Annotated in this window: 24 protein-coding genes; 10 read left to right on the top strand and 14 right to left on the bottom strand. The window is 70.2% G+C overall.

Going from position 1 to position 23,646, the window contains the following annotated elements:
- The first annotated feature begins 259 nt into the window (after positions 1-259).
- Positions 260-787 carry a hypothetical protein gene (locus tag V5E28_RS27830; protein WP_336210803.1) on the top strand — a complete coding sequence of 176 codons (528 nt, stop codon included), beginning with the start codon at positions 260-262 and terminating at the stop codon, positions 785-787.
- 110 nt (positions 788-897) lie between these two features.
- Here the strand turns inward: V5E28_RS27830 and V5E28_RS27835 are convergent, their stop codons facing one another.
- The 7 genes from V5E28_RS27835 to V5E28_RS27865 form a co-directional block, all read right to left on the bottom strand.
- Positions 898-1,974 (bottom strand): SPFH domain-containing protein, encoded by a 1,077-nt coding sequence (locus V5E28_RS27835; RefSeq protein ID WP_336210806.1) that lies wholly within the window; start codon positions 1,972-1,974, stop codon positions 898-900.
- A 3-nt stretch (positions 1,975-1,977) separates the two neighbouring features.
- Positions 1,978-2,409, bottom strand: a complete 432-nt coding sequence (locus V5E28_RS27840) for an NfeD family protein (protein ID WP_336210808.1) — start codon at positions 2,407-2,409, stop codon at positions 1,978-1,980.
- A 75-nt stretch (positions 2,410-2,484) separates the two neighbouring features.
- Positions 2,485-3,660, bottom strand: a complete 1,176-nt coding sequence (locus V5E28_RS27845; RefSeq protein WP_336210811.1) for a L,D-transpeptidase — start codon at positions 3,658-3,660, stop codon at positions 2,485-2,487.
- A gap of 73 nt (positions 3,661-3,733) precedes the next feature.
- On the bottom strand, positions 3,734-4,837 hold the full coding sequence (gene fahA / locus V5E28_RS27850; RefSeq protein ID WP_336210813.1) for a fumarylacetoacetase: 1,104 nt from the start codon (positions 4,835-4,837) through the stop codon (positions 3,734-3,736).
- Positions 4,834-5,604 (bottom strand): hypothetical protein, encoded by a 771-nt coding sequence (locus V5E28_RS27855; RefSeq protein ID WP_336210816.1) that lies wholly within the window; start codon positions 5,602-5,604, stop codon positions 4,834-4,836. Before V5E28_RS27855 ends, fahA begins: the two co-directional genes overlap by 4 nt.
- Positions 5,601-6,770, bottom strand: a complete 1,170-nt coding sequence (locus V5E28_RS27860; protein ID WP_336210818.1) for a homogentisate 1,2-dioxygenase — start codon at positions 6,768-6,770, stop codon at positions 5,601-5,603. Before V5E28_RS27860 ends, V5E28_RS27855 begins: the two co-directional genes overlap by 4 nt.
- Positions 6,771-6,850: 80 nt before the next feature.
- Positions 6,851-7,480, bottom strand: a complete 630-nt coding sequence (locus tag V5E28_RS27865) for a helix-turn-helix domain-containing protein (protein WP_336210821.1) — start codon at positions 7,478-7,480, stop codon at positions 6,851-6,853.
- 124 nt (positions 7,481-7,604) lie between these two features.
- On the opposite strand from V5E28_RS27865, the gene V5E28_RS27870 reads away from it, so the two are divergent.
- The 3 genes from V5E28_RS27870 (at position 7,605) to V5E28_RS27880 (ending at position 9,634) form a co-directional block, all read left to right on the top strand.
- Complete coding sequence (locus tag V5E28_RS27870; protein WP_336210824.1) at positions 7,605-8,195, top strand: hypothetical protein; 591 nt, start codon at positions 7,605-7,607, stop codon at positions 8,193-8,195.
- A 40-nt stretch (positions 8,196-8,235) separates the two neighbouring features.
- Positions 8,236-9,363: an NAD(P)/FAD-dependent oxidoreductase gene (locus V5E28_RS27875; protein WP_336210826.1), complete on the top strand. Its 1,128-nt coding sequence runs from the start codon at positions 8,236-8,238 to the stop codon at positions 9,361-9,363.
- A 91-nt stretch (positions 9,364-9,454) separates the two neighbouring features.
- Complete coding sequence (locus tag V5E28_RS27880) at positions 9,455-9,634, top strand: hypothetical protein (protein ID WP_336210829.1); 180 nt, start codon at positions 9,455-9,457, stop codon at positions 9,632-9,634.
- A gap of 44 nt (positions 9,635-9,678) precedes the next feature.
- On the opposite strand, the gene V5E28_RS27885 is transcribed toward V5E28_RS27880, so the two are convergent.
- On the bottom strand, positions 9,679-10,923 hold the full coding sequence (locus V5E28_RS27885; RefSeq protein ID WP_336210830.1) for an MFS transporter: 1,245 nt from the start codon (positions 10,921-10,923) through the stop codon (positions 9,679-9,681).
- Between the two features lie 291 nt (positions 10,924-11,214).
- Between V5E28_RS27885 and V5E28_RS27890 the strand changes: the two genes are divergently transcribed.
- Entirely contained in the window at positions 11,215-12,504 is a 1,290-nt protein-coding gene (locus V5E28_RS27890) for a hypothetical protein (RefSeq protein ID WP_336210833.1), read from the top strand.
- Between the two features lie 5 nt (positions 12,505-12,509).
- Here the strand turns inward: V5E28_RS27890 and V5E28_RS27895 are convergent, their stop codons facing one another.
- The 3 genes from V5E28_RS27895 to V5E28_RS27905 all read right to left on the bottom strand — a co-directional run bounded on the left by V5E28_RS27895 (position 12,510) and on the right by V5E28_RS27905 (position 14,861).
- On the bottom strand, positions 12,510-13,688 hold the full coding sequence (locus V5E28_RS27895; protein ID WP_336210835.1) for a helix-turn-helix domain-containing protein: 1,179 nt from the start codon (positions 13,686-13,688) through the stop codon (positions 12,510-12,512).
- A gap of 65 nt (positions 13,689-13,753) precedes the next feature.
- The gene (locus V5E28_RS27900) at positions 13,754-13,954 is read right to left on the bottom strand and encodes an EF-hand domain-containing protein (protein WP_336210838.1); all 201 of its coding nucleotides are present in this window, start codon (positions 13,952-13,954) and stop codon (positions 13,754-13,756) included.
- A gap of 28 nt (positions 13,955-13,982) precedes the next feature.
- The gene (locus tag V5E28_RS27905) at positions 13,983-14,861 is read right to left on the bottom strand and encodes a LysR family transcriptional regulator (protein WP_336210840.1); all 879 of its coding nucleotides are present in this window, start codon (positions 14,859-14,861) and stop codon (positions 13,983-13,985) included.
- Positions 14,862-14,922: 61 nt separating this feature from the next.
- Between V5E28_RS27905 and V5E28_RS27910 the strand changes: the two genes are divergently transcribed.
- Complete coding sequence (locus V5E28_RS27910; protein ID WP_336210842.1) at positions 14,923-15,903, top strand: aldo/keto reductase; 981 nt, start codon at positions 14,923-14,925, stop codon at positions 15,901-15,903.
- A gap of 43 nt (positions 15,904-15,946) precedes the next feature.
- Entirely contained in the window at positions 15,947-17,605 is a 1,659-nt protein-coding gene (locus V5E28_RS27915; RefSeq protein ID WP_336210843.1) for an alpha-amylase family protein, read from the top strand.
- Here the strand turns inward: V5E28_RS27915 and V5E28_RS27920 are convergent.
- Complete coding sequence (locus tag V5E28_RS27920) at positions 17,592-18,188, bottom strand: TetR/AcrR family transcriptional regulator (protein ID WP_336210845.1); 597 nt, start codon at positions 18,186-18,188, stop codon at positions 17,592-17,594. The two genes, V5E28_RS27915 and V5E28_RS27920, sit on opposite strands and share 14 nt — an antisense overlap.
- Positions 18,189-18,255: 67 nt before the next feature.
- Here V5E28_RS27920 and V5E28_RS27925 point away from each other — a divergent pair, with 67 nt between their 5' ends.
- The 3 genes from V5E28_RS27925 (at position 18,256) to V5E28_RS27935 (ending at position 21,585) form a co-directional block, all read left to right on the top strand.
- A complete protein-coding gene (locus V5E28_RS27925) occupies positions 18,256-18,990 on the top strand; it encodes an SDR family NAD(P)-dependent oxidoreductase (protein ID WP_336210847.1) in 735 nt (244 codons plus the stop codon).
- A 16-nt stretch (positions 18,991-19,006) separates the two neighbouring features.
- Positions 19,007-19,771: an alpha/beta fold hydrolase gene (locus V5E28_RS27930; protein WP_336210850.1), complete on the top strand. Its 765-nt coding sequence runs from the start codon at positions 19,007-19,009 to the stop codon at positions 19,769-19,771.
- A gap of 65 nt (positions 19,772-19,836) precedes the next feature.
- The gene (locus tag V5E28_RS27935) at positions 19,837-21,585 is read left to right on the top strand and encodes a bifunctional metallophosphatase/5'-nucleotidase (RefSeq protein WP_336210853.1); all 1,749 of its coding nucleotides are present in this window, start codon (positions 19,837-19,839) and stop codon (positions 21,583-21,585) included.
- 37 nt (positions 21,586-21,622) lie between these two features.
- Here the strand turns inward: V5E28_RS27935 and V5E28_RS27940 are convergent, their stop codons facing one another.
- Both V5E28_RS27940 and V5E28_RS27945 read right to left on the bottom strand, forming a co-directional pair.
- A complete protein-coding gene (locus tag V5E28_RS27940) occupies positions 21,623-22,363 on the bottom strand; it encodes a cytochrome d ubiquinol oxidase subunit II (protein ID WP_336210856.1) in 741 nt (246 codons plus the stop codon).
- A gap of 9 nt (positions 22,364-22,372) precedes the next feature.
- Positions 22,373-23,635 (bottom strand): cytochrome ubiquinol oxidase subunit I, encoded by a 1,263-nt coding sequence (locus V5E28_RS27945; RefSeq protein ID WP_336210858.1) that lies wholly within the window; start codon positions 23,633-23,635, stop codon positions 22,373-22,375.
- Positions 23,636-23,646: the final 11 nt, after the last annotated feature.

Below are 23,646 nucleotides of genomic sequence, written 5' to 3' on the forward strand. Positions count from 1 at the left end.
TGTTGCAAGGTTGGTACATGGTGGGTCGAGGAAGACATCAGGACAACGAGATCAACGCGGCCTTCAAGAAGGTTCGCAGGATCCAGGGATTGACAGTGGTGGAGATCCGCAAGGGCCACTGTTGGGGGTGGGTCGCATGCGTTTGCGGAGTGAAGCCCTACAGGGTGTGGTGCACGCCACGCAACCCGGGAGATCACGCCAAGGGGATCCTGCAGTGGATCTCCGACCACACGGAGTGCGGCGAGAGCGAGGAGACGTCATGACTACGTGGAACTTCCGAGTAACGCTGAATCGGGAGCCCACCGACGACGAGGCTGACGCACTCTACGAAGCCGGCCTGGATGACTGCGCGATCGCGGGAGGGCCTCACGGGAGCATCGGCCTGATGTGCGACCGCGAGGCCGAGAGCCTGATCGAGGCGGTCATCTCCGTGCTCGTCCAGATCAGAGCCGTCGAAGACCTGTGGGCCACGAGCGTTGGCCAGGGCGACGGGGTGACGCTGGGCGACGCGGCTCGCCGGCACGGAGGGCGCACACAGGCCAGCCTGCGGCAGTTGGCCAGCGGCCAGCGTGGCCCCGGAGGGTTCCCCGCGCCGATCATCGAGGCCGACAACATCAGCGTCTACTCCTGGTCGGAGATCGCCGAGTGGTTGCGCACCGAAATGGGTGATGACATCCCACCGGTGGACCGGGCCCTGGCGGTGGCGGACGCGGCGGTCAAGCTGGTCTGCCGGGCGAGGCGCGTGCACCGCGAGAGTGAGGTGCGCCGCCTGGTCGAAGTCGCCTGAGACGAAGGCGTGCCATCCGACAACACCCATCGTGCGAAACGCCGGCTGCGCGTAACGCGGGCACGAAAACGCCCACCGCGGGAAAGCGGCGGGCGGGTTCGGGGGCCGGCTCAGCGGTCGGTCTGGCGCGGTTCCTTTTCCAGGTCAGGGAAGGGGGTCGGCTCGTTGACGGCCTGGGTGAGCTGGCGGGGGCCGTTGGGGCTCTCGGCTTCCTGGGCGTCGGCGACGGCCTCGGCCGCCGCCTCGGAGGCCTTGGCGATCTCGGCGTCCATCGCCGAGGTCTCCGGCACCTCGTCGCGGGTCGCGGCCGAGCGGGGCAGGACCTCGGTGAAGGCCTTGGAGACGCCCTGCAGGGCCGAGGTGACCTCGCTGGGGATGACCCAGAAGGTGTTGTTCTCGCCCTGGGCGAGCTGCGGCAGCACCTGGAGATACTGGTAGGCGAGCAGCTGGGGGTCGGGGTCGTTGCGGTGGACCGCCTGGAAGACCTGGTCGATGGCCCGGGACTGGCCCTCGGCCTCCAGGATGGCCGCGGAGCGGGTGCCTTCGGCGCGCAGGATGCGGCTCTGCTTGTCGCCTTCGGCGGTGAGGATCTGCGACTGGCGCTGGCCTTCGGCGTTGAGGATGGCGGCCCGCTTGTCGCGCTCGGCCCGCATCTGCTTCTCCATCGCGTCCTTGATGGTCTTGGGCGGGTCGATGGCCTTGACCTCGACGCGGTTGACGCGGATGCCCCACTTGCCGGTGGCCTCGTCGAGCACGCCGCGCAGCTGGCTGTTGATGGTGTCACGGGAGGTGAGCGTCTTCTCCAGGTCCATCGAGCCGATCACGTTACGCATCGTGGTGACGGTGAGCTGCTCGATCGCCTGGATGTAGTTGGCGATCTCGTAGGCCGCCGCCCTCGGGTCGGTGACCTGGAAGTAGAGCACGTTGTCGATCTCGACGACCAGGTTGTCCTCGGTGATGACCGGCTGCGGGCGGAAGGTCACGACCTGCTCGCGAAGGTCGATCATCGGGTAGACGCGGTCCACGTACGGGATGACGAAATTCAGGCCGGGCTTGAGCGTGCGGTTGTAGCGGCCGAGGCGCTCGACGTTGCGTGCTCTGGCCTGCGGGACGATGCGTACGGCTTTCAGTACGGTGAAAACTGCGAAGAGTATGACAAAAAGGCCGACAATGAGCAGCGGATCCATGGGTCACTCCCGGGGATATACGAGGGCGGTCGCTCCGTCGATTTCGATGACGTCGACGGTGGCGCCGGTGGGGATCACTAGAGTCTCGTCGTAAGCACGCGCGGACCACTCCTCGCCGGCGAGGCGGATCCTGCCATCGCGACCGGTGACTTCGGACAGCACATAGGCGGGCTTGCCGACGAGGGCCTCCACCCCGAAGCGGCGCACCTGCGGCTGGCGGATGTGACGCTGGGCCATGGGCCTGATGACGACCAGTCCCGCCGTGGACGACAGGGCGAACACGAGCAGTTGCAGGGGCACCGGCAGCCCTATGGCGGCGGTCGCCGCAGTCAGGAGTGAGGCGACCCCGAGGAGTCCAAGGGCGGCGGTGAGGGTGAAGATCTCGGCCACGCCGAGGACGACTGCGAGGATTACCCAGATGATCCATTCATCCATGCTCCGCCTCCTATAGGGATAACGGCCATGGATACGCAACCGTTCCCCTCCTACACCGTAATGCCGGATTTACTGCTACGGCAGGGGGTGTGACGGCTTTCGCGCGGCCGAAACCAGAGCGCTTCCGCTGCGCCATTTCTCCCACGGGAGTTGCCAATAGCCCCAGCCGTTGTGCCATTCGAGCTCGCGGGTGGTGCCGGTGATCGTCACGGGGTCGCCGCGCAGCGAGTTGGCGTAGAACCAGGCCGCCTGGTCGGGGCGGGCGTTGATGCAGCCGTGGCTGACGTTGGCCCTGCCCTGGGCCCACACGTTCTCCTTGGCGTGCACGTACTCGCCGCTGTTGGAGATGCGGACGGCGTGGTCGATCAGCAGGTCGTAGAAGCCGGGTTCGCCCTCGACGCGGCCGGGGGAGATCATGCGGACCGGGTTGCCCTTGTCCATGGTCAGGTGGACGCCGCTGGTCGTGGTGTATTCGTGGGTGGTGGCCATGCCGGCGCTGATGGCCATGTCCTGCACCGTCTGGCCGTCGCGCCGGACGGTCATCCGGTGGGTCTCGGCGTCGACCGCGGAGGTCTGCTTGCGGCCGACGGCGAAGGTGAACGTCTGGTCGGCGACGCCGTAGACGCCGGTGGCGGGGCGGATGCCGGCCAGATGGGCGGTGACCGTGACCCGCTGCCTGGCGGGCCAGAAGTGCCTGGTGCGGTAGACCGCCTGAGTGTCGCTCGTCCACCGCCAGGCCCCTTCGACGGGGGTGGCCGTCTTGACCTCCAGCGCCCGCTCGACGGCGGCCTTGTCGCGCACCGGGGTGTCGAAGTCGAGGATGATCGGCATGCCGACGCCCACGGTCTCGCCCGGCAGCGGCGCGGTGGCCGCCAGGCCGAACGTGCTCTCGGCCGTACGGGTGCGAAAGCGGCCCATGGCGACCGTCGTGGGTCCGCTCGGCCCCGCCGCCATGACGGTCACGGTGTATTCGGACCCCGGCCTGAGGGTCCAGTCGGAGCGCCAGGTGGTGCGGGCGGCGTCGAGCGTGCCGGACACCGGGCTGCCGGCCGCGTAGGCGAGGACCTTGCCGAGCGTGCCGCCCTGGGCCCTGACCACGAGCCCCTGCTCGGGGCGGGCCCGCTTGGCGTCGAAAGGCGGGGAGACGTGCACCACGGGCGGGCTGGGCGGCGGGCCCTGCGCCGTCACGGAGCCGCAGCCGCCTGTGGTGAGCAGGGCGGCCAGGCAGATCGTCGCGGCACGCCGCAGCATGTCACTCCTGCTTTCCTGGGGACGGGGACCCTCAAGATTAGCGGGGAGTCATGCGACAGGCACCCTGAGTCACTTATCCGATGGTTCCGGAAACCTCCCCGAGGGTGATCTCGCCCGCGGTGGCGCGGATGGTCACGGTGTCGCCGTCCTGAAGGAACGTCCTGGTGTCGCCGTTGGCGAGCTTGATCGGGTCGGTGCCGTTCCAGGTGAGCTCGATGAGCGAGCCCCGCTCCTCGCGCTGCTCGCCGGAGACCGTCCCGCTGGCGAACAGGTCGCCCGTGCGCAGCGACGCGCCGTTCACGGTCAGGTGGGCGAGCATCTGGTCCGGCGTCCAGTACATGCCCCGGTACGGTGGGCGGGAGATGACCTCGCCGTTGAGCGACACCTCCAGGGTGAGATCGAGCCCCCAGTCGTCGTGCCTGCGCAGGTAGTCCAGCGGCGCGGGGTGCTGTGCTCGGCCGGCAGTCCTGGGCAGCGCCTCCAAGGGGGTGATCCACGGCGAGATCGAGGTGGCGAACGACTTGCCCAGGAACGGCCCGAGCGGCACGTACTCCCACCCCTGGATGTCGCGTGCGCTCCAGTCGTTGACCAGCGTCACGCCGAACACGTGCTCCTCGAACGGGCCGGCGGGGGAGCCCTGCTCGGACGGCGCGCCTACCACGAACCCCAGCTCGGCCTCGATGTCGAGCTTGGCGGACGGGCCGAACACGCCCGCGCCGAGCTGGCCGTGCGGCCGCCTGACCGGGGTGCCGGACACCACCACGGTGCCCGCCCTGCCGTGGTAGCCGACCGGCAGGTGGCGCCAGTTGGGCAGCAGCGGCTCGGCGTCCGGCCGGAAGATCCTGCCCAGGTTGCTCGCATGCTCCAGCGAGCAGTAGAAGTCCGCGTAGTCGGCCACCTCGAACGGCATGTGCAGGCGCACCCCGTCCAGCGGGATCAGGTGGGACTCGGCGACGGACAGGTCGCTGGAGAGCTTGTTCTGGACGACCGTCCTGGTGTCGTGCCAGGCGGTGCGCCCGCGGGCCAGGAACGGGTTGAGCGTCGGCGCGGCGAACACCTCGTCGTGCAGCGCGGCGGCCAGGTCGAGCACTCTGTCGCCGTAGCGCACGCCGACTCTGGGCGCCTCGCCCCGCCGGGAGAAGACGCCGTACGGCAGGTTGTCCAGACCCCAGCTCACACTTCCCCCTCGATCAGTCCCAGAGCGCGCATGTCCTCGATGGGCGTCACCGTGCTGCACGAGCCGTAGCTCACCAGCAGGTGGCGTGCCCGCTTGGCGGTCTCCTCCGACACGGCCTGCGCCATCCGCACGAGGTGGCCCACGTCGGTGGAGCGCAGGACGGGCGCCGGATCGCGGTGCTCGACGGCCTCGCAGACCGCCAGCAGCAGGTTGAGGAAGCCGTGGCGGTCGACGCCGAGCGACGGGTCGAAGTGGCGGACGGCATGGTGCAGCCCGGCCGTGGCCTTGAACGGGATGTCATTGTCCACGCAGAACCGGATGAACCCGGCGAGCTGCTCCACGGGCGGGAAGGCGCCGGCCTCCAATCCGCCGCAGCGCACCTTCAGGCCCACCCCCTCCGGCACGTCGGGGACGTACTTCCTGGGCGGCACCTCGACGAACAGCCGCACGCCGGGCGGCAGTTCGCCCAGCTCGCGGGCGACCTGGTCGACGCCGCGGTCCTCGGGCGGGCGCACCTCGACGAAGTCGACCGGCAGGTCGTCGAACGGAGGGATGTGCTCGGTGTCGACGATCAGGCCGATCCGCCGAGGCAGGAACGGCTCGCGGCGCAGCCCGTCGAGCCGGCTGGCCGGGCACAGGAAGCGGTGGGTGAGTATCAGGGTGCCGCGCTCAAGGTCGCGTTCGTGGCGGCCCAGAGCCTCGGACATGTGCAGCGAGGTCGGCGGGAACAGGCCCGCGTCGTCGACCAGAGCGGTGTAAAGAGTCATCGTGACCAGGTCCAGGCGTAGCCGGGGTCTTCGCAGGACAGCGCGCCCTGCCCGAGGTCGAGCGGCCGGAAGGTGTCGACCATCACCGCCATCTCGCTGGTGGTGGTGACGCCCTTGGCGACGGCGTCGATCACCGCCTCCACCGCTCCGGGCTGCGGTCCGTGCGTGAAGCCGGCCGGATGCAGCGAGATCGAGCCTACGTCGATGCCGGAGCCCTTGCGCGCGGAGTAGTCGCCGCCGACGTAGAACATGAACTCGTCGGAGTCCACGTTGTGGTGGTTGTAGGGGATAGGTATGGAGTCCGGGTGGAAGTCCAGCGGGCGCGGGCAGAAGGAGCACACCACGAATCCCGGCCCTTCGAAGGTCTGGTGGACCGGCGGTGGCGCGTGGGTCCGCTTCACGATCGGCTCGAAGTCGTCGATGTTGAACGCGTACGGGTAGAGGCAGCCGTCCCAGCCCACCACGTCGAAGGGGTGGTGGCGGTAGACGAGCCTGGTCAGCCCGCCCCGGGTGCGCACCAGCACCGGCACCTCCTCGCCCTCGACGGTCAGGGGCTCGGCGGGACCGCGCAGGTCGCGCTCGGAGTAGGGGGCGTGCTCCAGGAACTGGCCGTACTGCGACAGATAGCGCTTGGGCGGCCTGATGTGCCCGGACGCCTCGATGGCCAGCACGTTGACCTGCCCGTCGGGCACCCACCGGTGGATGGTGCCGGTCGGGATGACGACGTAGTCGCCGGGGCCGGCCTCGATCACGCCGTAGGTGGACTCGAAGCGGACGCTGCCCGCCTGTACGTACACGCACTCGTCGCCCATCGAGTTGCGGTAGAGCTCGCTGGGCCGGTCGCTGGTGGCGTACGACAACCGGACGTCGCCGTTGCCGGCCAGCAGGACCCGTCCCGAGACCAGGTCACCCGCGCTGGACAGCTGCTGGGTCCGGAAGTGGCGGGGCGACAGGGGCAGGTTGGGCTCGAGCCGCGTGTCGGCGGTGGCCGTGACGGCCTCGGCCTTGACGATCGCGGTGGGCAGATGGCGGTGGTAGAGCAGCGAGGAGTCCGACGAGAAGCCTTCCTCGCCCATCAGCTCCTCCGCGTAGAGCCCGCCGTCGGGCCGCCTGAACTGGACGTGGCGCTTTCGAGGCACCTCTCCCACGACGCGGTAGTACGGCATCTACCCCTCCACAGGCTGTCCGTTTATCGGACGTTTCTGTCCTCTATGTGTGACAACGTTCCGTCATCGCCCTGGACATGTCAACCCAGGGCCTCGGCCAGCTCGGCCGCGGCCGCGACGACCCGCGCGCCGGTGGACTCCTCCAGCGGCCCGAACGTCACCACCCCGACCGAAGCCTCCAGCCAGGGCAGCCCCGTCACCGGCGCCGCCATCCCCCGCGCGCCCTCCTGCAACTGCCCCTCGGTCAGCAGATAATCGGCCCGGCCCTCGCGCAGGGCCAGGATCGCCCGCCCGGCAGCGCCTTTCGCCAGCGGATGGCGCGACCCCTCGCGGTAGGCCACGTGCATGTTCGTCCAGGACGGCTCGACCACCGCCACGGCGAGCCCGTCGTCGCCCTCGGCCACGGTGAGATGCGCGGTCGCGCCCACCTGCTCGGCCAGCCGTCGCAGGGTCGGCAGCGCCGCCGCGCGCAGCAGAGGCTGTACGGCCTGCGCCAGCGCCAGCACCCCGAACCCCAGATGCACCCGGCCTTCGGCGTCGCGGCGGACGAACCCCTCGTTGAGCAGCGTGGTGAGGAGCCGGTACACCACGGGACGGCTCAGCGACAGCTCGGAGCTCAACTCGGTGGGCGTCCGGCCGCCCTTGCCGTCGGAGAGCAGCCTCAGCAGGCGGAGCCCGCGCTCCAGGGTCTGGGCGGATTCAGCGACCATGGTCCCGATTATCTATGCGTGAGTTCGGGGTGACGCTACGCGGTGAAAGGGGTACGTACCGGTACAGAAGCACCGGGGGGTAAAGATGCGGCAAACGTGGATACTCCTGGTTGCCGGTTTGGCCATGTGCGCCCTACTCCCCGCCCTGCCGTCCACCGGCACGAGGGCGATCTACATGGCCCGGGGCGTGCCTGCGGCGACCCCGTCCGAGCGGCTGGTGGAGGACACCTTCTATGTCACCGAGGGGATCGAGGTGATCAGTCGCCTGCTGCCCCTGGAGAAGGGGGTCGACGTCCGGGCCGCGACCGAGCTCGTGCCGGGCGTCGGGGTCGACGCGAGCGGCAGGCTGTACGGCACGCCGGACCGGCCCGGCACCTACAGCGCGGCCATCCGGCTCTGCGCGGGGCGGGTCTGCGCGGAGGAGCAGGTCACGTTCGTGGTGCTGCGCAACGTGCCGTGGAGTCCCCGGGCGCTGACCTTCCCCGGCAGGACCGGTGAGCCGCTGGAGGGCCGGATCCAGATCGCCGGCGGCCCCTCCGGCGTGCTGCCCACCTTCAGCGTGACCGACTACGACACCCTGCCCGCCGGCGTGAGCATCGGCCCGGACGGCAACGTGGGAGGGGTTCCCACCGCGCCCGGCGTCTCCCGGATCCCGGTGCAGATCTGCGTGGCGGGGAACTGCGCGGGTGTCGTGGTGACGCTCATCATTGTCTGAACTCTTGCGGCAGGCAGGCTCCTGCGGCCACCGTAATCCCATGAAATCGGTCATCGTGGTCGGGGCAGGTATCTGGGGATCGTCGCTGGCGTTGCGGCTGGCCGAGACCGGCTGGCAGGTGACGCTGGTCGAGCAGCACAGGCCAGGACATGTGCGGCAGGCCAGCGCGGGTGAGACCCGGCTGATGCGCTGCTCGCACGGTGGCGAGGAGTGGTACGCCCGGATGGCGTGGCGGGCGAGGGACGGCTGGCGGCGGCTCTCGGAGCGGGTGGGCGAGGAGCTTTACCTCGAGGCGGGCATGATGTGGTTCGCCGGGACGCCGGACGGCTGGGAGAGCGCCAGTGCCCGAGTTCTGAAAAATCTGGATATTCCGTGTGAGGTGCTGGACCCGGAGGACGGCGCCCGGTTCTTCCCCGAGTTCCGCGGTGACGACCTGAGCTTCCTGCTCTGGGAGCCGAAGGCCGGGGTGATCAGGGCCCGGCGGGCCACCCAGGTGACCGCCGGCCTGGCCGAGGCCGCAGGAGTGCGCCTGGTCAGAGGGCGGGCGGTGCCGATGGCGGGGGACGGCACACCGTACCTGAGCGGGGTGCAGGTGGGCGGCGAGGTGCTCACCGCCGACCGGGTGGTGTGGGCGTGCGGAGCCTGGCTGCCCGAGCTGTTCGACGCGCCGCTGACCGTGACCAAGCAGGACACGCTGCACTTCGCGGTGCCCGCCGAGTGGACCACGCCGGGCACGCCCGCCTGGGTCGATCACGCCGCCGCCGCCTACGGCCACGGTGACGTGGACGGCGTGGGCATGAAGGCCACCTCCGACGTGGAGGGCGCGCCGTACGAGCCGGAGCATGGCGAGCGGACCGTGGACGAGGCCGGCGTCGCCAGCGCCAGGGCCTATCTCGCCCGACGGTTTCCCTCGCTGGTGTCGGCGCCGGTGCTCTTCAGCCAGGTCTGCCAGTACGCGCTCACGCCCGACGCCGAGTGGATCATCGCCGAGGTCTCGCCCGGCGTGTGGCTGCTGGGTGGCGACTCCGGACACGGGTTCAAGCACGCCCCGGCACTGGCCGAGTACGTGGTGGACGTCCTCGACGGCGTCCAAGAGCCGCATGCGCGGTTCGGGCTGCACGAGCGGAAGCTCTCGCGCGGGCTGCGGACCAGCGGAGAGGCCGGGTAGGGCGCGCACTACCTCCGGTTCGGCGGGTGACGGGAATGCCCGAGCAGGGGGGCGGAGAAGACTTCTCGTACTACGAGACGAGGAGCCAGTCATGATCAGCACCGTCGCACCGCCCGCCCACGTGCCGCCGATCGACACCCCGAACACCGTGCACGCCGCCGCCGCCATCCTGTGGGTGGTGGCGGTCGCGGCCGGGATCTTCCGCAGGAGTTGCTCTTCGGCGGTAGCAGGGTGCTGCACGTGCTGGCCGTGCTCGGGGCGATGGTGCTGATGTTCCAGCCGAGGGCCGGGGCCTACTTCCGCCCTGCCCTCCGCTCAGCCTGACGCCGGCTGCGGCACGGGGGCGCGCAGGTTGCGCACTCCGGGGGAGAGCAGGGCGGCGCAGGTGGACAGCACGATGAGGACGCCGCAGCCGATCAGCGCCGCCTCCACGCCGACCAGCGCCGCCACCGGTCCCGCCAGCATGAGCCCGAGCGGGCCGAACATCAGCGAGCCGAGCGCGTCGTACGAGCTGACCCGCGACAGCGACTCCGCGGGCACCTCCCGCTGCATGGTCGTCTGCCAGAGCACGCCGAAGACGTCGAAGCAGATGCCGAGCAGGAACGAGCCCGCCACGCTCGCCCACAGCGGGGCCCCCGACCCGAGCAGGAAGTACGGCAGCGCGGACGGCAGGCAGAGCAGGGTGCCGACCAGGATCGGCCGGCGCGGGCGCACGCGCAGGGAGACGAAGACGCCGACGATCGTGCCGACGGCCTCACCCGCGAGGAACGCCGACCAGGCCGCGGCGCCGCCCAGGCTCTCCTTGGCCAGCAGCGGGCCGAGCACGCCGTGCCCCGCCTGCAGGGCGGCGACGAGCACCGAGAACTGCGCGACCACCACCCAGATCCACTGCCGGGAGCTGAACTCGCGCCACCCCTCGCGCAGATCGGACAGGACCGAGGTCGGCTCGCCTGCCGGGCGCTCGCCGGGCGTCAGCCGCAGCACCGCGAGCAGCAGGCCGGCCAGGGCGAACATGCCACCGCTCACGGCCAGCGCCCAGCCACCCCCGACCAGCACGACCGTGCCGCCGCCGAGCACCGCGCCGGCCACCCGGGAGACGTTCGCGCCCAGGCCGAGCAGCGCGTTGCCGGTCTGCAACCGGTCGGCCGGCACCACCTCGGGGATGATGCCGGTCAGTGCGGGGTAGAGCACCGACATCGCCACGCCGCTGAAGGCCGCCGCCACCGCCATCGCTAAGAGCGGGGTCCAGCCGGAGAGCATCATCGCACCCAGAGCGAAGAACGCCAGCGCGTTGACCCACTCGCCGACCATCATCACCCGGTGGCGCGGCATCCGGTCCGCGATCACGCCGCCGAACAGCATGAACAGCACCATCGGCAGCGCCTCCGCGGTGAGCACCACGGACAGCGTGGTGGCGTCCGCGCCGGGCAGGCCGAGGATGCCGAAGGCCAGGGCCACGGGCGCGAAGGCGGCGCCCAGCACCGAGATGGTCCTTGCCGCCAGCAGCAACGAGAAGCGCCGATCCCGGAGCAGCCCGAGATCCCCCAGATAACTACGCACGCCAACGGCCCCCTTGAAACGCCCAAAACAGGAACCAGTCTGCCCGTACCGCTCCCGGCTGTCGTCCCCATTTCCGGCCGAAGGTCATGCCGCCGACAACAGCGGTCCCGGCCTGCACGGGGCCCGGCGGAGGCGGGCCCGTGAGCCTGATGCCTGTCGAACCGGCTCGACTCGGATGACGACTGCGCGTGGAACGCTGGGTGAAGAAGGGCCTCGATCTCATTGAACGATACTGATCACCCCGATATTGTGCGATATGCCCGACGATCACCCCCTCGGAAGTTAGGCGCCATGAGACTGCGGCAGATCTTCGTCATCGGACTCGCCCTCTCAACACTCGGCATAGGCGTCCCCGCGTGGTCGCAGGACGATCCGCGCAGCTGCGACGACCTGATGTCCGAGGACGCCCCCGCCTACGTCGTCTGCCACTGGATGGCGACACCCGACGAAGCCGCCGACATCGCCAGGTTCTGGCTCGGCAACGACGGCCAGAACATGCGGGACACCGGGCCGATGGACGGCAACGTCGTCGACTGCACCCAGCCCGGCAACGAGTGCCCCGACTTCGACGCCGAGGGTGACGGCGAGATGCACGACATCGGCACGCCCGGTGTCGAGGACTCGGAAGAGGGCGGCACCCCCGAGTGCCAGACCGCCGAACCCTGCTACACCGACCCCTACGGCGTCTCCCGGGAGGAGGCCGCGCAGGCCGCCGAGACCCCCACCGGCCAGGCGGCCAAGACCGCCGCCGCCTCGGGCATGCGCGTCTGGATCGACACCGAGCTGGCCGACGACTACCGGGCGGGCAACCTCGCCGAGGCAGTCAAGAAGATCGCCGCCCAGGCCGTACAGCCCGGAGTCGTAGGCGTGCGGTTCAGCTCGAAGCTCGGCTACGGCGAGGCGTTCGAGACCGCCGACGACCTGGACAAGTTCGTCACCGAGGCGTCGGCCGCGCTCCGCAAGTCGGCGCCGGGCAAGAAGCTCGCCGTGCACACGGTGGTGCCGGTGTTCGGCTGCGGCACCAGCGAAGAGTGCAAGACCGAGATGTCCGAGAAGTACCCGCTTCTCGCCCCCGACCGCATCGGCGGCTGGCTCACCAGCGGCCTCGTCGACCAGCTCGCCCTCGACAGCGGCCACCTGACCGCCGGATACACCACCTGGCAGATCGACGCCGCCACCGCCCAGCGCAACCAGTGGATCCAGGTCCGCGCCCGCGCCTGGGACGCCTACGCCCAGATCGCCACCGAAGACGCGGGCTTCACCGCCCCCGGCGCCTCCAAGCTCACCGCCGAGCAGGCCACCAAGTCGATCACCGACCGCGTGGCGGCGCCGCTCCAGGACGACGCCGCCGAAACGGTCACCCTGTGGAGCCGCTGGCAGAACGACCAGGGCCAGATCAGCCGGGTGTACGGCGAGAAGTGGGCGGCCAACGCCACCTGGGATCAGCTCAAGAAGCTCACCACGATCCGGCCGCGCCTGGCCACCGTCTACGACCCGGCGACTCCCGAGGTGGACGCCGCGACGGACCTGAAGCACCTGTCCGAGGTCTTCGGCCAGGTCTACCTGCACACCGCGCCGTAGTTCCCCTAGCTCTCAAGAGGGAGGGCGGCGGCCTGGCGGGCGCGGAGGGCGATCTCCAGCTCGAAGCGGATGTCCGGGTCGGCGAGCTGGTCGCCGTAGAGCTCCTCCAGCTGCCGCAGGCGGTAGCGGACGGTCTGCGGGTGCACGTGCAGCCGCTCCGCCACCTCGCCCGCGCCTCTGCCGTGCCGTAGCCAGGCCAGCAGGGTCTTGGCGAGCCGGTCCTGCTGGGTGGGGCGCAGATGTGCCAGGGGTGCGAGCCTCGCTTCCGCCAGCGCGTCGACGAGTTGCTCGTCCTTGAACACGATCAGTGTGGACAAGTGGTCGGCGCAGTGGAACAGGCCGTCCGGGAGGATGCCGCGCCGCGACAGGTCGAGAGCTTCGGTGGCCCAGCGCAGGGACGCGGCGGCGGAGGTCAGCGGGACGGCGGGGCCGATGGCGGCGCGGCGGCCGCGGAGCGCGCTGTCGAGCATGCGGTCCTGGCCCGGGCCGGCGGGGTCGGGCACGAGCAGGCACGGCGTGCTGCGGTCATGGCCCGCCAGCACGTCGGGGGGCATGGTGGGAACGCGGCCGGGGCCGGGCCGGTCGTCGAGGGCGACGCAGGCGACCGTCTTCGGCAGCCGCCACCCGGCTGCCCTGGCCAGGTCGGAGACGGCCTCGGCGCCGGCGGGTGGCTGGGTGAGCAGCAGGTCGAGCAGCCGGGCGCGGCGCCGTTCGATCTCGCCGGTGGCGTGCGCCCGGGCCGCGGCGAAGCCCTGGGCCGCCGCGTCGGCGAGCTCGTCCAGGTAGACGAAGATGGCCTCGCCCAGGTCGTACAGGTACTGGGGGGTGAGTCCGAGCGGGGTGGCGAGCTCTGTGAGGCGGCGCCAGCAGACGCGGGCGCCGATCCGCATCGCGGTCTGGAGCGGCTCCAGGTTGCGGCCCTCGGCGGCCTCGCCCCTGCCGATCATGCGGAAGGGCTCGGGGTCCCAGGGGGCGCCGGGGAACTCGATGCGGTCGAGGAAGCCGTCGATGGCCTGCTCGACCGCGGTCCTGATGACCTTGATGTAGAGCTCGTTCGACGGCCTGGCATACTCCGGGATGCGGACCTGGATCTCCGCGACGACCTCGGTCGAGACCCCGCCGACCCCCTTCCTGAGGGTGTCGACGATGTGCCCGGGGGTCCGGATCTCACGAGTGTCAGCCATCGTCCCTCCTGTCGCCCATTGTGACGCAGGCAACAGAAGTTGTGTAGCAAGTGCTTGGTTTTGTGTCAGGGATGCAAGTAGGCGCTGAACTCCTTGAGGTCGATGAGGCCGTCGCCGTCCTGGTCGAGCCGGCGCACGCCCTCCTCCGCCGCCTCCAGCGTGATGGGCTGGCCGAGCGCCTCCATCAGCCGCACCAGCTCTACCGCGGAGATGCGGCCGTCCTTGTCGGCGTCGATCAGGTCGAAGGTGATCGCGTAGTCGCTCATGGGTCGCCCTTCTAGTGGATCGTGTCGGTCAGACCTTAGTGGCGATTTGTCGGAGTGCGTGAACAAATGCTGTGACTTGTGGGCTGGTGTTGCCGGTCCGCCAGGCGATGGCGAGCCGGCACGGGGGCAGGCCGGTGACCGGCCGGTAGACCATGCCCGGCCGTTTGTAGAGCTGGGCGTTGCCCTCGGAGACCAGCACCACGCCGAGGCCGCCGGTCACGGCCTCGAAGACCTCCTCGGGACTGCTGGCGGTGACCCCGATGGAGGGCTCGCCGTCGCGCGCGTCGAGGCCGAGCCAGTAGTCCCGCAGCGGCCCCGCCGCCGTGGGCAGCGCGATGAAGGGCTCGTCGCGCAGCGCGGCGAACGGGATCTCGGCCAGGCCCGCCAGCGGATGGTCGGCGGGCAGGACCACGCACCTGCGCTCGGTGGACAGCACGTACGTGTCCAGGCCCGCCGGTGCGGGCAGCCAAAGGAACGCCACGTCGGAGCTGCCGTCGGCGAGGCCGCCGGTGGGGTCGTGCCAGCTCACCAGCCGCAGTGCCACCTCCCAGCCGGGCATCGTCGCGCGGAAGCCGCGCAGCGCCTCGTGCTGCAGGCCGCGCCCGACGGCGGTCTGCATGCCGATGACCAGCGTGCCGGTGGCCGAGGCGGCCCGGATGCTCTCGTAGCCGGTGCCCCACCGGTCGATCAGGTCCCTGGCCACGGGCACCAGCGCCTCGCCCTGCCGGGTGAGCGCCACCCCGCTCGGAATCCGGTCGAACAGCAGGCAGCCGAGCTGCCGTTCCAGCGCTCTGAGCTGCTTGGAGAGGGCGGGCTGCGAGACGAACAGTCGCTCGGCCGCCCGTGTCACGTTCAGCTCCTCGGCGACCGCCACGAAATACCGCAGATCTCGCAGATGCACATCCATAGCTGATGGTTATAGCAAAAGCTCTTGGACGTGGGTGGAGCCGCAGCATCATGATCGAGTTATGAAGACACGCGAACTCGGCAGCTTGAAAGTCCCCGCCCTGGGTTTCGGGGCCATGGTGCTGTCACCCGGCGTCTACGGCGAGATCGACGACAGCCGTGCGGAACGGGCGCTCGGAGCGGCGCTGGACGCGGGCGCCGCCCATGTGGACACCAGCGACGCCTACGGTGCCGACGGGCACAACGAGCGCCTGGTCGGGCGGGTCGTCAGGGGGCGCAGGGACGAGGTCGTGCTGGCGACGAAATTCGGACTGGCCGTGCCCGAGGGCGAGCCCAGCAGGCCGTATCCGGTCGGGTTCAGGTTCGGCGAGCTGCGGGTGAACACCGAACCCCGGATGGTACGCCGCTACGCCGAGCGGAGCCTGCGCAACCTGGACACCGACGTGATCGACCTCTACTACGCCCACTACATCGACCCCGGCGTGCCGATCGAGGAGACGGTGGGGGCCATGGCCGAACTGGTCGGGGACGGGCTGGTCAAGCACCTCGGCCTGTCGAACGTGACCGCCGCCCAGCTCCGCAGGGCGCACGCCGTGCATCCCGTCACCGCCGTGCAGAACGAGTGGTCGATGTGGCGCCCGATCGACCCGCCGCTGCTGGCGGCGGCGAGCGAGCTGGGCGTGGGGATCGTGGCGTGGAGCCCGCTGGGCAGCGGCTTCCTGACCGGGTCCGTCCAGGCGCTCGGCGAGGGAGACTTCCGGCACAACGCCCCCCGCTTCTCCGCCGAGAACCTCGCCGCCAACAACGACCGCTACGCCCCGATCAGGAGCCTGGCCGAGCAGCTCGGCATCACCCCGGCGCAGCTCGCCCTGGCCTGGCTGCTGCACCAGGACGACCACGTGGTGGCCATCCCCGGCAGCCGCACCCCCGCGCACATCGAGGAGAACACCGACGCCGCCGACATCATGCTCCACCCGGACACGCTCGCCAGGATCGACGAGACGCTGAGCAGGTTCGAGGTGACGGGCGCCACCCTGCTCTAGTACGACGCGGCATTTGTCCGGCCGCTGCGGGTAGCGGGCATCCATGCGACTGACCAACACCAGCGACCTGTGGTGGAAGAATGCCGTCATCTACTGCCTGGACGTGGAGACGTTCAAGGACGGCAACGGTGACGGCATCGGCGACTTCCGCGGGCTCACCCAGCAGATCGACTATCTGGCGAACCTGGGGATCACCTGCCTGTGGCTGATGCCCTTCTACCCCACCCCCAACAAGGACGACGGTTACGACGTCACCGACTTCTACAGCGTCGACCCCAGGCTCGGCACGCTGGGCGACTTCGTGGAGTTCATGCGCACCGCCCACGACCGCGGCCTGCGGGTCATCGCCGACCTGGTCGTCAACCACACCTCCGACCAGCACCCCTGGTTCGTGGAGGCGCGATCGAGCAAGGACTCGCCGCTGCGCGACTGGTACGTCTGGTCCGACACCCCCGAGCCGGAGCCCGCGCAGGTCGTCTTCCCCGACAAGGAGGACAGCGTCTGGGAGCTCGACGAGCCCACCGGCCAGTACTACCTGCACAGCTTCTACCGCCACCAGCCCGACGTGAACATGGGCAACCCCGAGGTGCGCGACGAGATCACCCGCATCCTCGGCTTCTGGATGGAGCTCGGGCTGTCGGGGTTCCGGGTCGACGCCGTGCCGTTCCTGATCGAGAACGTCGCGCCCAAGCTGGCCGACCCGCACGACGTGCTGGCCGACCTGCGCGCCTTCATGGCCCGGCGCAAGGGCGACTCGGTGCTGCTGGGCGAGGTCAACGTGCAGTACAAGGAGCTGCTCAGCTACTTCGGCGAAGGGCTCGGCGACCAGCTCAGCATGTGCTTCGACTTCATCGGCATGCAGCGCGCCTGGCTGTCGCTGGCCCGCGGCGAGGCCGCGCCGCTCGCCGCCGCGCTCAAGGAGCGGCCCGCGCCGCCCAAGGACTGCCAGTGGGCGATGTTCCTGCGCAACCACGACGAGCTGACCCTGGACAAGCTCACCGACGACGAGCGCCAGGAGATCTTCGAGGCGTTCGGCCCCGAGAAGGACATGCAGATCTTCGACCGCGGCCTGCGCAGGCGGCTGCCCCCGATGCTCGGCGGCGACATGCGGCACGTCAAGCTGGCCTACAGCCTGATGTTCTCCCTGCCGGGGACGCCGGTGATCTTCTACGGCGAGGAGATCGGCATGGGCGAGGACCTTCGCGCCGAGGGCAGGATGGCGGTCCGCACGCCCATGCAGTGGACGAAGGACGGTGGCTTCTCCCGCGCCGAGCCGGCCCGTGACATGCCTGCAGGCGACTTCGGCCCCGCCCGGGTCAACGTGGCCGACCAGAGGCGGGACACCTCGTCGCTGCTGCGCTGGTTCCAGCTCCTCATCGAGCGCTACCGGGAGTGTCCCGAGCTGGCCTGGGGCACGTACACGGTGCTGGACTCCGGCCGGCCGGCGGTCTTCGCGCACCGCTGCGACGCCGACGGCGCCACGGTGGTCGCGGTGCACAACTTCGGCGACCGGAACGAGGACGTCGAGCTGGCGCTGGACGGCCTGCAAGGCTGCGAGCTCACGGATCTCCTGGAGAACGGCACGGTCGAGGTGCCGGAGACGGGCCGGGTGAAGCTGAGCCTGGACGGCTACGGCTCCCGCTGGATGCGCGTCTCCGCGCCCGAAGTCCCCCCGGAGGACGCCTCGGTCAAGTCGCACTGACGGCCGGCCAGGCCAGCATGGCCAGTTCGGCGACCCGCTCCAGCTCCTCCCGGCCCGTGCCGTCGCGGGCCTGGGTGGACATGCCCTGGATCACCGCCGCGTAGTAGGCGGCCAGGGCGGCGGTGTCGGTCTCCGGGGGGAGCAGCCCCGCCGCCATGTCCCCGTCGATCCGCGCCCGGATCGCCGCCTTCGACGCCTCCCTGCCCTGCCGCAGCCCTTCCTCCACCTCGGCCGACTCGGGCCCGCAGTTGACCGCGGCCGTGATGATCAGGCATCCGGGCGGATGGCCAGGATCGGTGTATTCGCTCGCCGCCTCCCGCAGCACCCGTTCGACCGCCTGCCTGCCGGTGGGCTCCTCGGCGAGCGCTCTGGTGCTGAAGGACCCGTAGACCTCCTGGTAGCGCCGCACCACCTCCTCGAAAAGCCGGCGCTTGTCCCCGAAGGCCGCGTACAGGCTGGGAGGCCTGATCCCCATCGCCGCCGTGAGCTCGGCGACGGAGGTCGCCTCATAGCCGTGCCGCCAGAACGCCAGCAGCGCGTTCTCCAGCGCCGCGTCCCGATCGAAGGCTCGCTGTCTCGCCATGGATCCATTCTATAGCGATCGCTATGTTATTGTGCTGTATCGATCACTACAGAAAAGGATTGTGCCCGTGAAGACTGCCCTGGTCACCGGTGCCAGCAGGGGGATCGGCCGCGCCGTGGCGCTGCGGCTGGCCCGCGACGGCTTCCGTGTCGCGGTGAACTATTCGGCGAGCGAGGCGGCGGCGAAGGAGGTGGTGCGGCTCATCGAGGAGAGCGGAGGCAGTGCCTTCGCCGTGCGGGCCGATCTCGGGGTGCTGGAAGAGGCGCACGCCCTGGCCGAGCGGATCCGGCGGGAGGCCGGCGTCCTCGACGTGCTGGTCAACAACGCGGGCATCGGTGCGTCCAGCCCCATCGAGCAGGAGACGCCCGAGGCGTACGACCGCCTGTTCGCGGTGAACGTCAGGGGCTTGTTCTTCCTCACCCGGCGCCTGCTGCCGCTGATTCCGGACGGGGGCCGCATCGTCAACATCACCTCCGGCGTCGCCCGGATCGCCTTTCCCGAGGGCATCGCGTACTCGATGACCAAGGGTGCGGTGCAGGTCTTCACCCTCGCCCTGGCCAAGCAGCTCGGCCCGCGCCAGATCACGGTCAACAACGTCGCCCCCGGCATCATCGACACCGACGTCAACGCGGGCTGGCTGCGCGGCAACCCCGAGGGGGAGGCGTACGCGGCCAGCAGGCACGCGCTCGCGCGCGTCGGACAGGTCGACGAGATCGCCGGTGTCGTCGCCTTCGCGGCCTCGCCGGAGGCGAGCTTCATCACCGGCACCACCCTGGACGCCACCGGCGGCGGAAACCTCTGAGCGGAGAAGAAGATCCATGCCCACCATCGAGCACGAGCGCGGCACCGTCCACTACGACCGGGCGGGCTCCGGTCCAGGGCTGGTCCTGGTGCACGGCACCGGCGGAGACTCCGTCACCAACTACGCACACCTGGTGCCGGGGTTCACCGACATCCGCACCGTCATCACCCCGGACTACGCGGGCAGCGGCCGGACCACCGACCCCGGCGGCGACCTCACCCTCGACCTCCTCGCCGACCAGGTGGCCGCCACCTTCCCGGGCCCGTCCGACCTCGTCGGGTTCTCCCTCGGCGCGGCCGTGGCGGTCACGGTCGCCGCAAGGCATCCGTCCCTGGTCAGGCGGCTGGTCCTGATCGCCGGCTGGACGCACGGCGACGACCCGCGTCTGCGCCTCGGCCTGCGGACCTGGGCCCGCCTGGCCGCCACGGACCCCGAGTCCTACGCCGCCTACGGCCCCCTGGTCGGCTTCAGCCCCGGCTTCGTCAGCGGCCTGGGCGAGGAGGGACTGAAGGCCATGATGTCCGGCGAGCCCGCGCCCGGCACGGTTCGCCAGATCGAGCTGGATCTCCGTCTCGACCTGCGGCCCCTGCTGCCGCTCATCACCGCGCCCACGCTGGTCGTCGGCAACTCCCTCGATCACCTGGTCCCGGTCGAGCACGCCCGTGCCCTGCACGCGGCCATCCCCGGCAGCGCGTACGCCGAGCTGGAAAGCGGCCATGTCGTGGTGCACGAGCGTCCGGCCGAGATCACGGAGCTGATCCGTAATTTCATCGTGTCCTGACCGTTTTGCACGCTTTGGGGCACTTGTAATCATCCAGCAATGCGACCCGGTTACTGTCCGGTCGCATGCAGACCAAGAAGCTCGCCGTCGGGGCGGCCGCGCTGATCGCGGTCGCCCTGGTCGCACCCCCCGCGCACGCAACCGGCGGCAAGACCGTCACCGTCACCGTGATGGGCACCTCCGACCTCCACAGCAACGTCCTCAACTGGGACTACTACCTGGACGCCCCCTTCAGCGACCGGGCCGGCAACGTCGTCGGCCTGGCCAAGGTGTCCTCGCTGGTCAACAAGGTGCGAGCCGAGCGCGGAGCGGAGCGGACGCTGCTGTTCGACTCCGGTGACACCATCCAGGGCACGCCGCTGGCCTACTACTACGCCAAGGTCGAGCCGATCACCCGGACCGGCCAGACGCATCCCATGGCCAAGGCCATGAACGCCATCGGCTACGACGCCGTCACCCTGGGCAACCACGAGTTCAACTACGGCCTGCCGCTGCTGGCCACCTGGGTGCGCCAGATGAAGGCCCCGGTGCTCGGCGCGAACGCGGTGCACGCCAGGACGGGCGTGCCCGCGTACAAGCCCTTCGTCATCAAGACGATGAAGGTCAAGGGCGACAAGCCGGTCAGGGTCGGCGTGCTCGGCCTGACGAACCCCGGCGTGGCCATCTGGGACAAGGCCAACGTCGAGGGCAAGCTCCGCTTCACCGGCCTGGTGGACTCGGCCAAGAAGTGGGTGCCCGTCATCAAGGGCCTCGGCGCGGACGTGGTCGTGGTCACCGCGCACGCCGGCGACAACGGCATGTCCTCCTACGGCGGCGACCTGCCCGTCGAGAACGCCTCGGCGATGGTGGCCGAGCAGGTGCCGGGGATCGACGCCGTGCTGTTCGGGCACGCGCACAACGAGGTGGCCCAGCGGTTCGTCACCAACAAGGTCACCGGCGAGCAGGTGCTGCTCACCGAGCCCAGCAAGTGGGGCCAGCGGCTCAGCGTCATCGACTTCCAGCTCGCCAAGCAGCGCGGCAAGTGGACCGTCACCGGCAAGTCCTCCACGACGCTCAACACCAACACCGTCGAGGACGACCCCAAGATCGTCAATCTGCTGAAGCCGCAGCACGACACGACCGTCGGCTACGTCAACAAGGTCGTCGCCCAGTCGTCGGAGTCGCTGGCGGCCACCGAGTCGCCGTACAAGGACACTCCGATCCTCGACTACATCCAGCAGGTCCAGGTCGAGACCGTCAAGCAGGCGCTGCCCGGCAACGAGCTGCCCGTGCTGTCGATCGCGGCCCCCTTCAGCCGCACCGCCGTCTTCCCCGCCGGCGACATCCGGGTGCGCGACGTGGCCGGCCTGTACGTGTTCGACAACACGCTGATGGCGGTCAAGCTGAACGGCGCGCAGATCAAGGAGTATCTGGAGTACTCGGCCAAGTACTTCAACCAGCTCGCCCCCGGCGACCCGGTGAACGTCGACACGCTGACCAACGCGGGCAACACCCCCGACTACAACTACGACCAGCTCTCCGGCGTCTCCTACGACATCGACGTCGCCAAGCCGGTCGGCCAGCGCATCGCCAACCTGGCCTACGACGGCGTGCCGGTCGCCCCGGACAAGGAGTTCGTGGTGGCCGTCAACAACTACCGCCAGTCCGGCGGCGGCGGCTTCCCGCACGTCACCGGCGCGGAGGTGGTCTACAACGCGCAGGTGGAGATCCGCCAGGCGCTGATCGAGTACGCCACCGCCAAGGGCACCATCGACCCGGCCGACTTCGCCGCCCCCAACTGGCGCCTCACCCGTGACGGGGCGCCGCTGTTCTAGCTCGCCGCAGTGGCCGGGGGAGGCTCCCCGGCCACGGTCAGAGGTAGGTGGGGCCCGTGACGCGGTGCCTGAACGTCCACCACACCCAGGCCTGCGACGCCACCAGCAGCGGCATCATCACCAGGATCACCGGCACCAGCAGCGGCCCGGACGTCCCCGCCTCCAGGGGGAGCCGCAGGCCCGCCAGCACCCCGACGGCGGCCAGCGCGGTCGCCGTCAGGGCGATGGTGCGCACCTCGCCCGCGCCGCCCGACAGCACCGCCGCCCGCTCGCGCAACACCCCGCGCAGCCGCAGTGCCGCGAACGCCAGCCCGTGCGTGCCGAACAGCGCGGCCAGCACCAGGGCCGGCAGCAGCGCGAGCGGGCCGTGCATGCCGAGCAGCACGTCGCTGAGCAGCACCCCCCAGCTCAGCGCCAGCCCCCAGCTTCCGGCGACGACCGCGCAGTCCCACGCTCCCTGCCAGGCCCGGCCCGGCACCCTGCCCCGCAGCCACAGGCCCATGTCGCGGACCACCCACGACAGCAGCAGCACCACGATCAGCGTGTGATTCGCGCCCAGCAGCTCGCCCTCCAGCTCGGGGAAGAGCCCGGCGAGCACCCCCGCGGTGGCCACCAGCCACACCTCGTTGCCGAGGAAGAACGGCGCGATCGCGGCGATCGCCTCCCGCCGCTCGTCCGGAGTGCGCCCCAGGTACGGCAGCAGCATGCCGACCCCGATGTCAGCCCCGGCCAGCACCAGGTAGCCGAGCGCGAAGAAGGCCAGAATGAAGATCTCCATGTCCGCTCCTCAGAACGTCGGGACGGGGGTGGCCGTCTCGATGGGGCGATCGCCCAGGGTCACGGCGCCCGGACCGCGCCGCGCGGCCCTGGCCAGCAGCCAGTAATTGATCACGATCAGTACGGCGAACACCGAGGTGAAGGCGATCAGCGAGAACCGCATCTGCCCCGCGGTCACCGGGGACATCGCGTCGGCGGTCGTCAGCAGCCCGTGGACCGCCCACGGCTGCCGTCCCATCTCACGGAAGATCCACCCGGCCAGCATGGCCACGAACGGCACCGGGATCATCGCGGTCAGCAGCCAGTGCCAGATCCGCAGCCCGCGCACCACCGGCCGGAAGAGCATGAGCAGGAAGCTCAGCCCCGAGAAGAGGAACATCAGCACGAACAGGATCAGCATCGTCAGCGCCCCGCCCTGCACCCAGCCCACGGGCGGCAGGTAGTCGCCAGGCCCGTGCAGCGCCGCCATCTCCGCCTGCACCGCGGCCAGTCGCGTGCTGTCGCCCGTCCAGGCGGCGATCTTGCCCGGCTGCAGTGTCTCGAACCCGATCCCGCCGAACGTGGCGGTGACCAGCGTGGCGGGCAGCGCCACCGCGATCCCGATCCGCAGCGACTTACGGAAGAAGTCCTGCTCGGCCGTCCGCTTGCGCAGGTGGTAGGCGCTCACCCCGGCCATGAAGAACCCGCCGACCACCAGCGAGCCGCTCAGGATGTGCCCGAACGCCACCAGCGCCGCCGGGTTGCCCACCATCGCGCCGAAGTCCTCCAGGTGCAGCACTCCGCCGTCGATCCGATGGCCGACCGGGTTCTGCAGGAAGCCGTTCGAAACCATGATCCAGAACGCCGAGGCGTACGCGGTGAGCGTGACCACCCAGATCAGCGCGAGGTGCGCCCACCGGTTCAGCTTGTTCCAGCCGAAGATCCACAGGCCCAGGAAGGTCGCCTCGATGAAGAACGCGACCATCGTCTCGAGCGCCAGGGCCGAGCCGAACGCGTTGCCGGCGAACTCCGTCAGGTCGCTCCACGACAGCCCGAGCTGAAACTCCATGACCAGCCCGGTGACGATGCCCATCGCGTAGTTGATGATGTAGAGCTGCCCCCAGAAACGCGTCATCCCCATGTGCACCGGGCTGCGGCCGAGCGTGGCCCTGGTCTGGATGACGGCCACCAGTGTCGCCAGGCCGAGCGTCAGCGCGACGAAGAGGAAGTGCGCGCCCGCCGTGAGCGCGAACTGCAGGCGGGCGAGATCGACGGTTTCCAGCACGGGATCCATGCCGAGCAGCA

Source organism: Nonomuraea sp. LPB2021202275-12-8 (assembly GCF_037044575.1).
Classification (GTDB): Bacteria; Actinomycetota; Actinomycetes; order Streptosporangiales; family Streptosporangiaceae; genus Nonomuraea.

Coding starts and splice junctions, on each gene's coding strand:
- V5E28_RS27830 (WP_336210803.1), top strand. CDS start 260: ATGACTACGTGGAACTTCCGAGTAACGCTGAATCGGGAGCCCACCGAC.
- V5E28_RS27890 (WP_336210833.1), top strand. CDS start 11,215: ATGAGACTGCGGCAGATCTTCGTCATCGGACTCGCCCTCTCAACACTC.
- V5E28_RS27940 (WP_336210856.1), bottom strand. CDS start 22,363: ATGGAGATCTTCATTCTGGCCTTCTTCGCGCTCGGCTACCTGGTGCTG.
- V5E28_RS27845 (WP_336210811.1), bottom strand. CDS start 3,660: ATGCTGCGGCGTGCCGCGACGATCTGCCTGGCCGCCCTGCTCACCACA.
- V5E28_RS27900 (WP_336210838.1), bottom strand. CDS start 13,954: ATGAGCGACTACGCGATCACCTTCGACCTGATCGACGCCGACAAGGAC.
- V5E28_RS27870 (WP_336210824.1), top strand. CDS start 7,605: ATGTGCGCCCTACTCCCCGCCCTGCCGTCCACCGGCACGAGGGCGATC.
- V5E28_RS27910 (WP_336210842.1), top strand. CDS start 14,923: ATGAAGACACGCGAACTCGGCAGCTTGAAAGTCCCCGCCCTGGGTTTC.
- V5E28_RS27865 (WP_336210821.1), bottom strand. CDS start 7,480: ATGGTCGCTGAATCCGCCCAGACCCTGGAGCGCGGGCTCCGCCTGCTG.
- V5E28_RS27945 (WP_336210858.1), bottom strand. CDS start 23,635: ATGGATCCCGTGCTGGAAACCGTCGATCTCGCCCGCCTGCAGTTCGCG.
- V5E28_RS27930 (WP_336210850.1), top strand. CDS start 19,007: ATGCCCACCATCGAGCACGAGCGCGGCACCGTCCACTACGACCGGGCG.
- V5E28_RS27915 (WP_336210843.1), top strand. CDS start 15,947: ATGCGACTGACCAACACCAGCGACCTGTGGTGGAAGAATGCCGTCATC.
- V5E28_RS27935 (WP_336210853.1), top strand. CDS start 19,837: ATGCAGACCAAGAAGCTCGCCGTCGGGGCGGCCGCGCTGATCGCGGTC.
- V5E28_RS27835 (WP_336210806.1), bottom strand. CDS start 1,974: ATGGATCCGCTGCTCATTGTCGGCCTTTTTGTCATACTCTTCGCAGTT.
- V5E28_RS27840 (WP_336210808.1), bottom strand. CDS start 2,409: ATGGATGAATGGATCATCTGGGTAATCCTCGCAGTCGTCCTCGGCGTG.
- V5E28_RS27880 (WP_336210829.1), top strand. CDS start 9,455: ATGATCAGCACCGTCGCACCGCCCGCCCACGTGCCGCCGATCGACACC.
- V5E28_RS27860 (WP_336210818.1), bottom strand. CDS start 6,770: ATGCCGTACTACCGCGTCGTGGGAGAGGTGCCTCGAAAGCGCCACGTC.
- V5E28_RS27875 (WP_336210826.1), top strand. CDS start 8,236: ATGAAATCGGTCATCGTGGTCGGGGCAGGTATCTGGGGATCGTCGCTG.
- V5E28_RS27895 (WP_336210835.1), bottom strand. CDS start 13,688: ATGGCTGACACTCGTGAGATCCGGACCCCCGGGCACATCGTCGACACC.
- V5E28_RS27920 (WP_336210845.1), bottom strand. CDS start 18,188: ATGGCGAGACAGCGAGCCTTCGATCGGGACGCGGCGCTGGAGAACGCG.
- V5E28_RS27855 (WP_336210816.1), bottom strand. CDS start 5,604: ATGACTCTTTACACCGCTCTGGTCGACGACGCGGGCCTGTTCCCGCCG.
- V5E28_RS27905 (WP_336210840.1), bottom strand. CDS start 14,861: ATGGATGTGCATCTGCGAGATCTGCGGTATTTCGTGGCGGTCGCCGAG.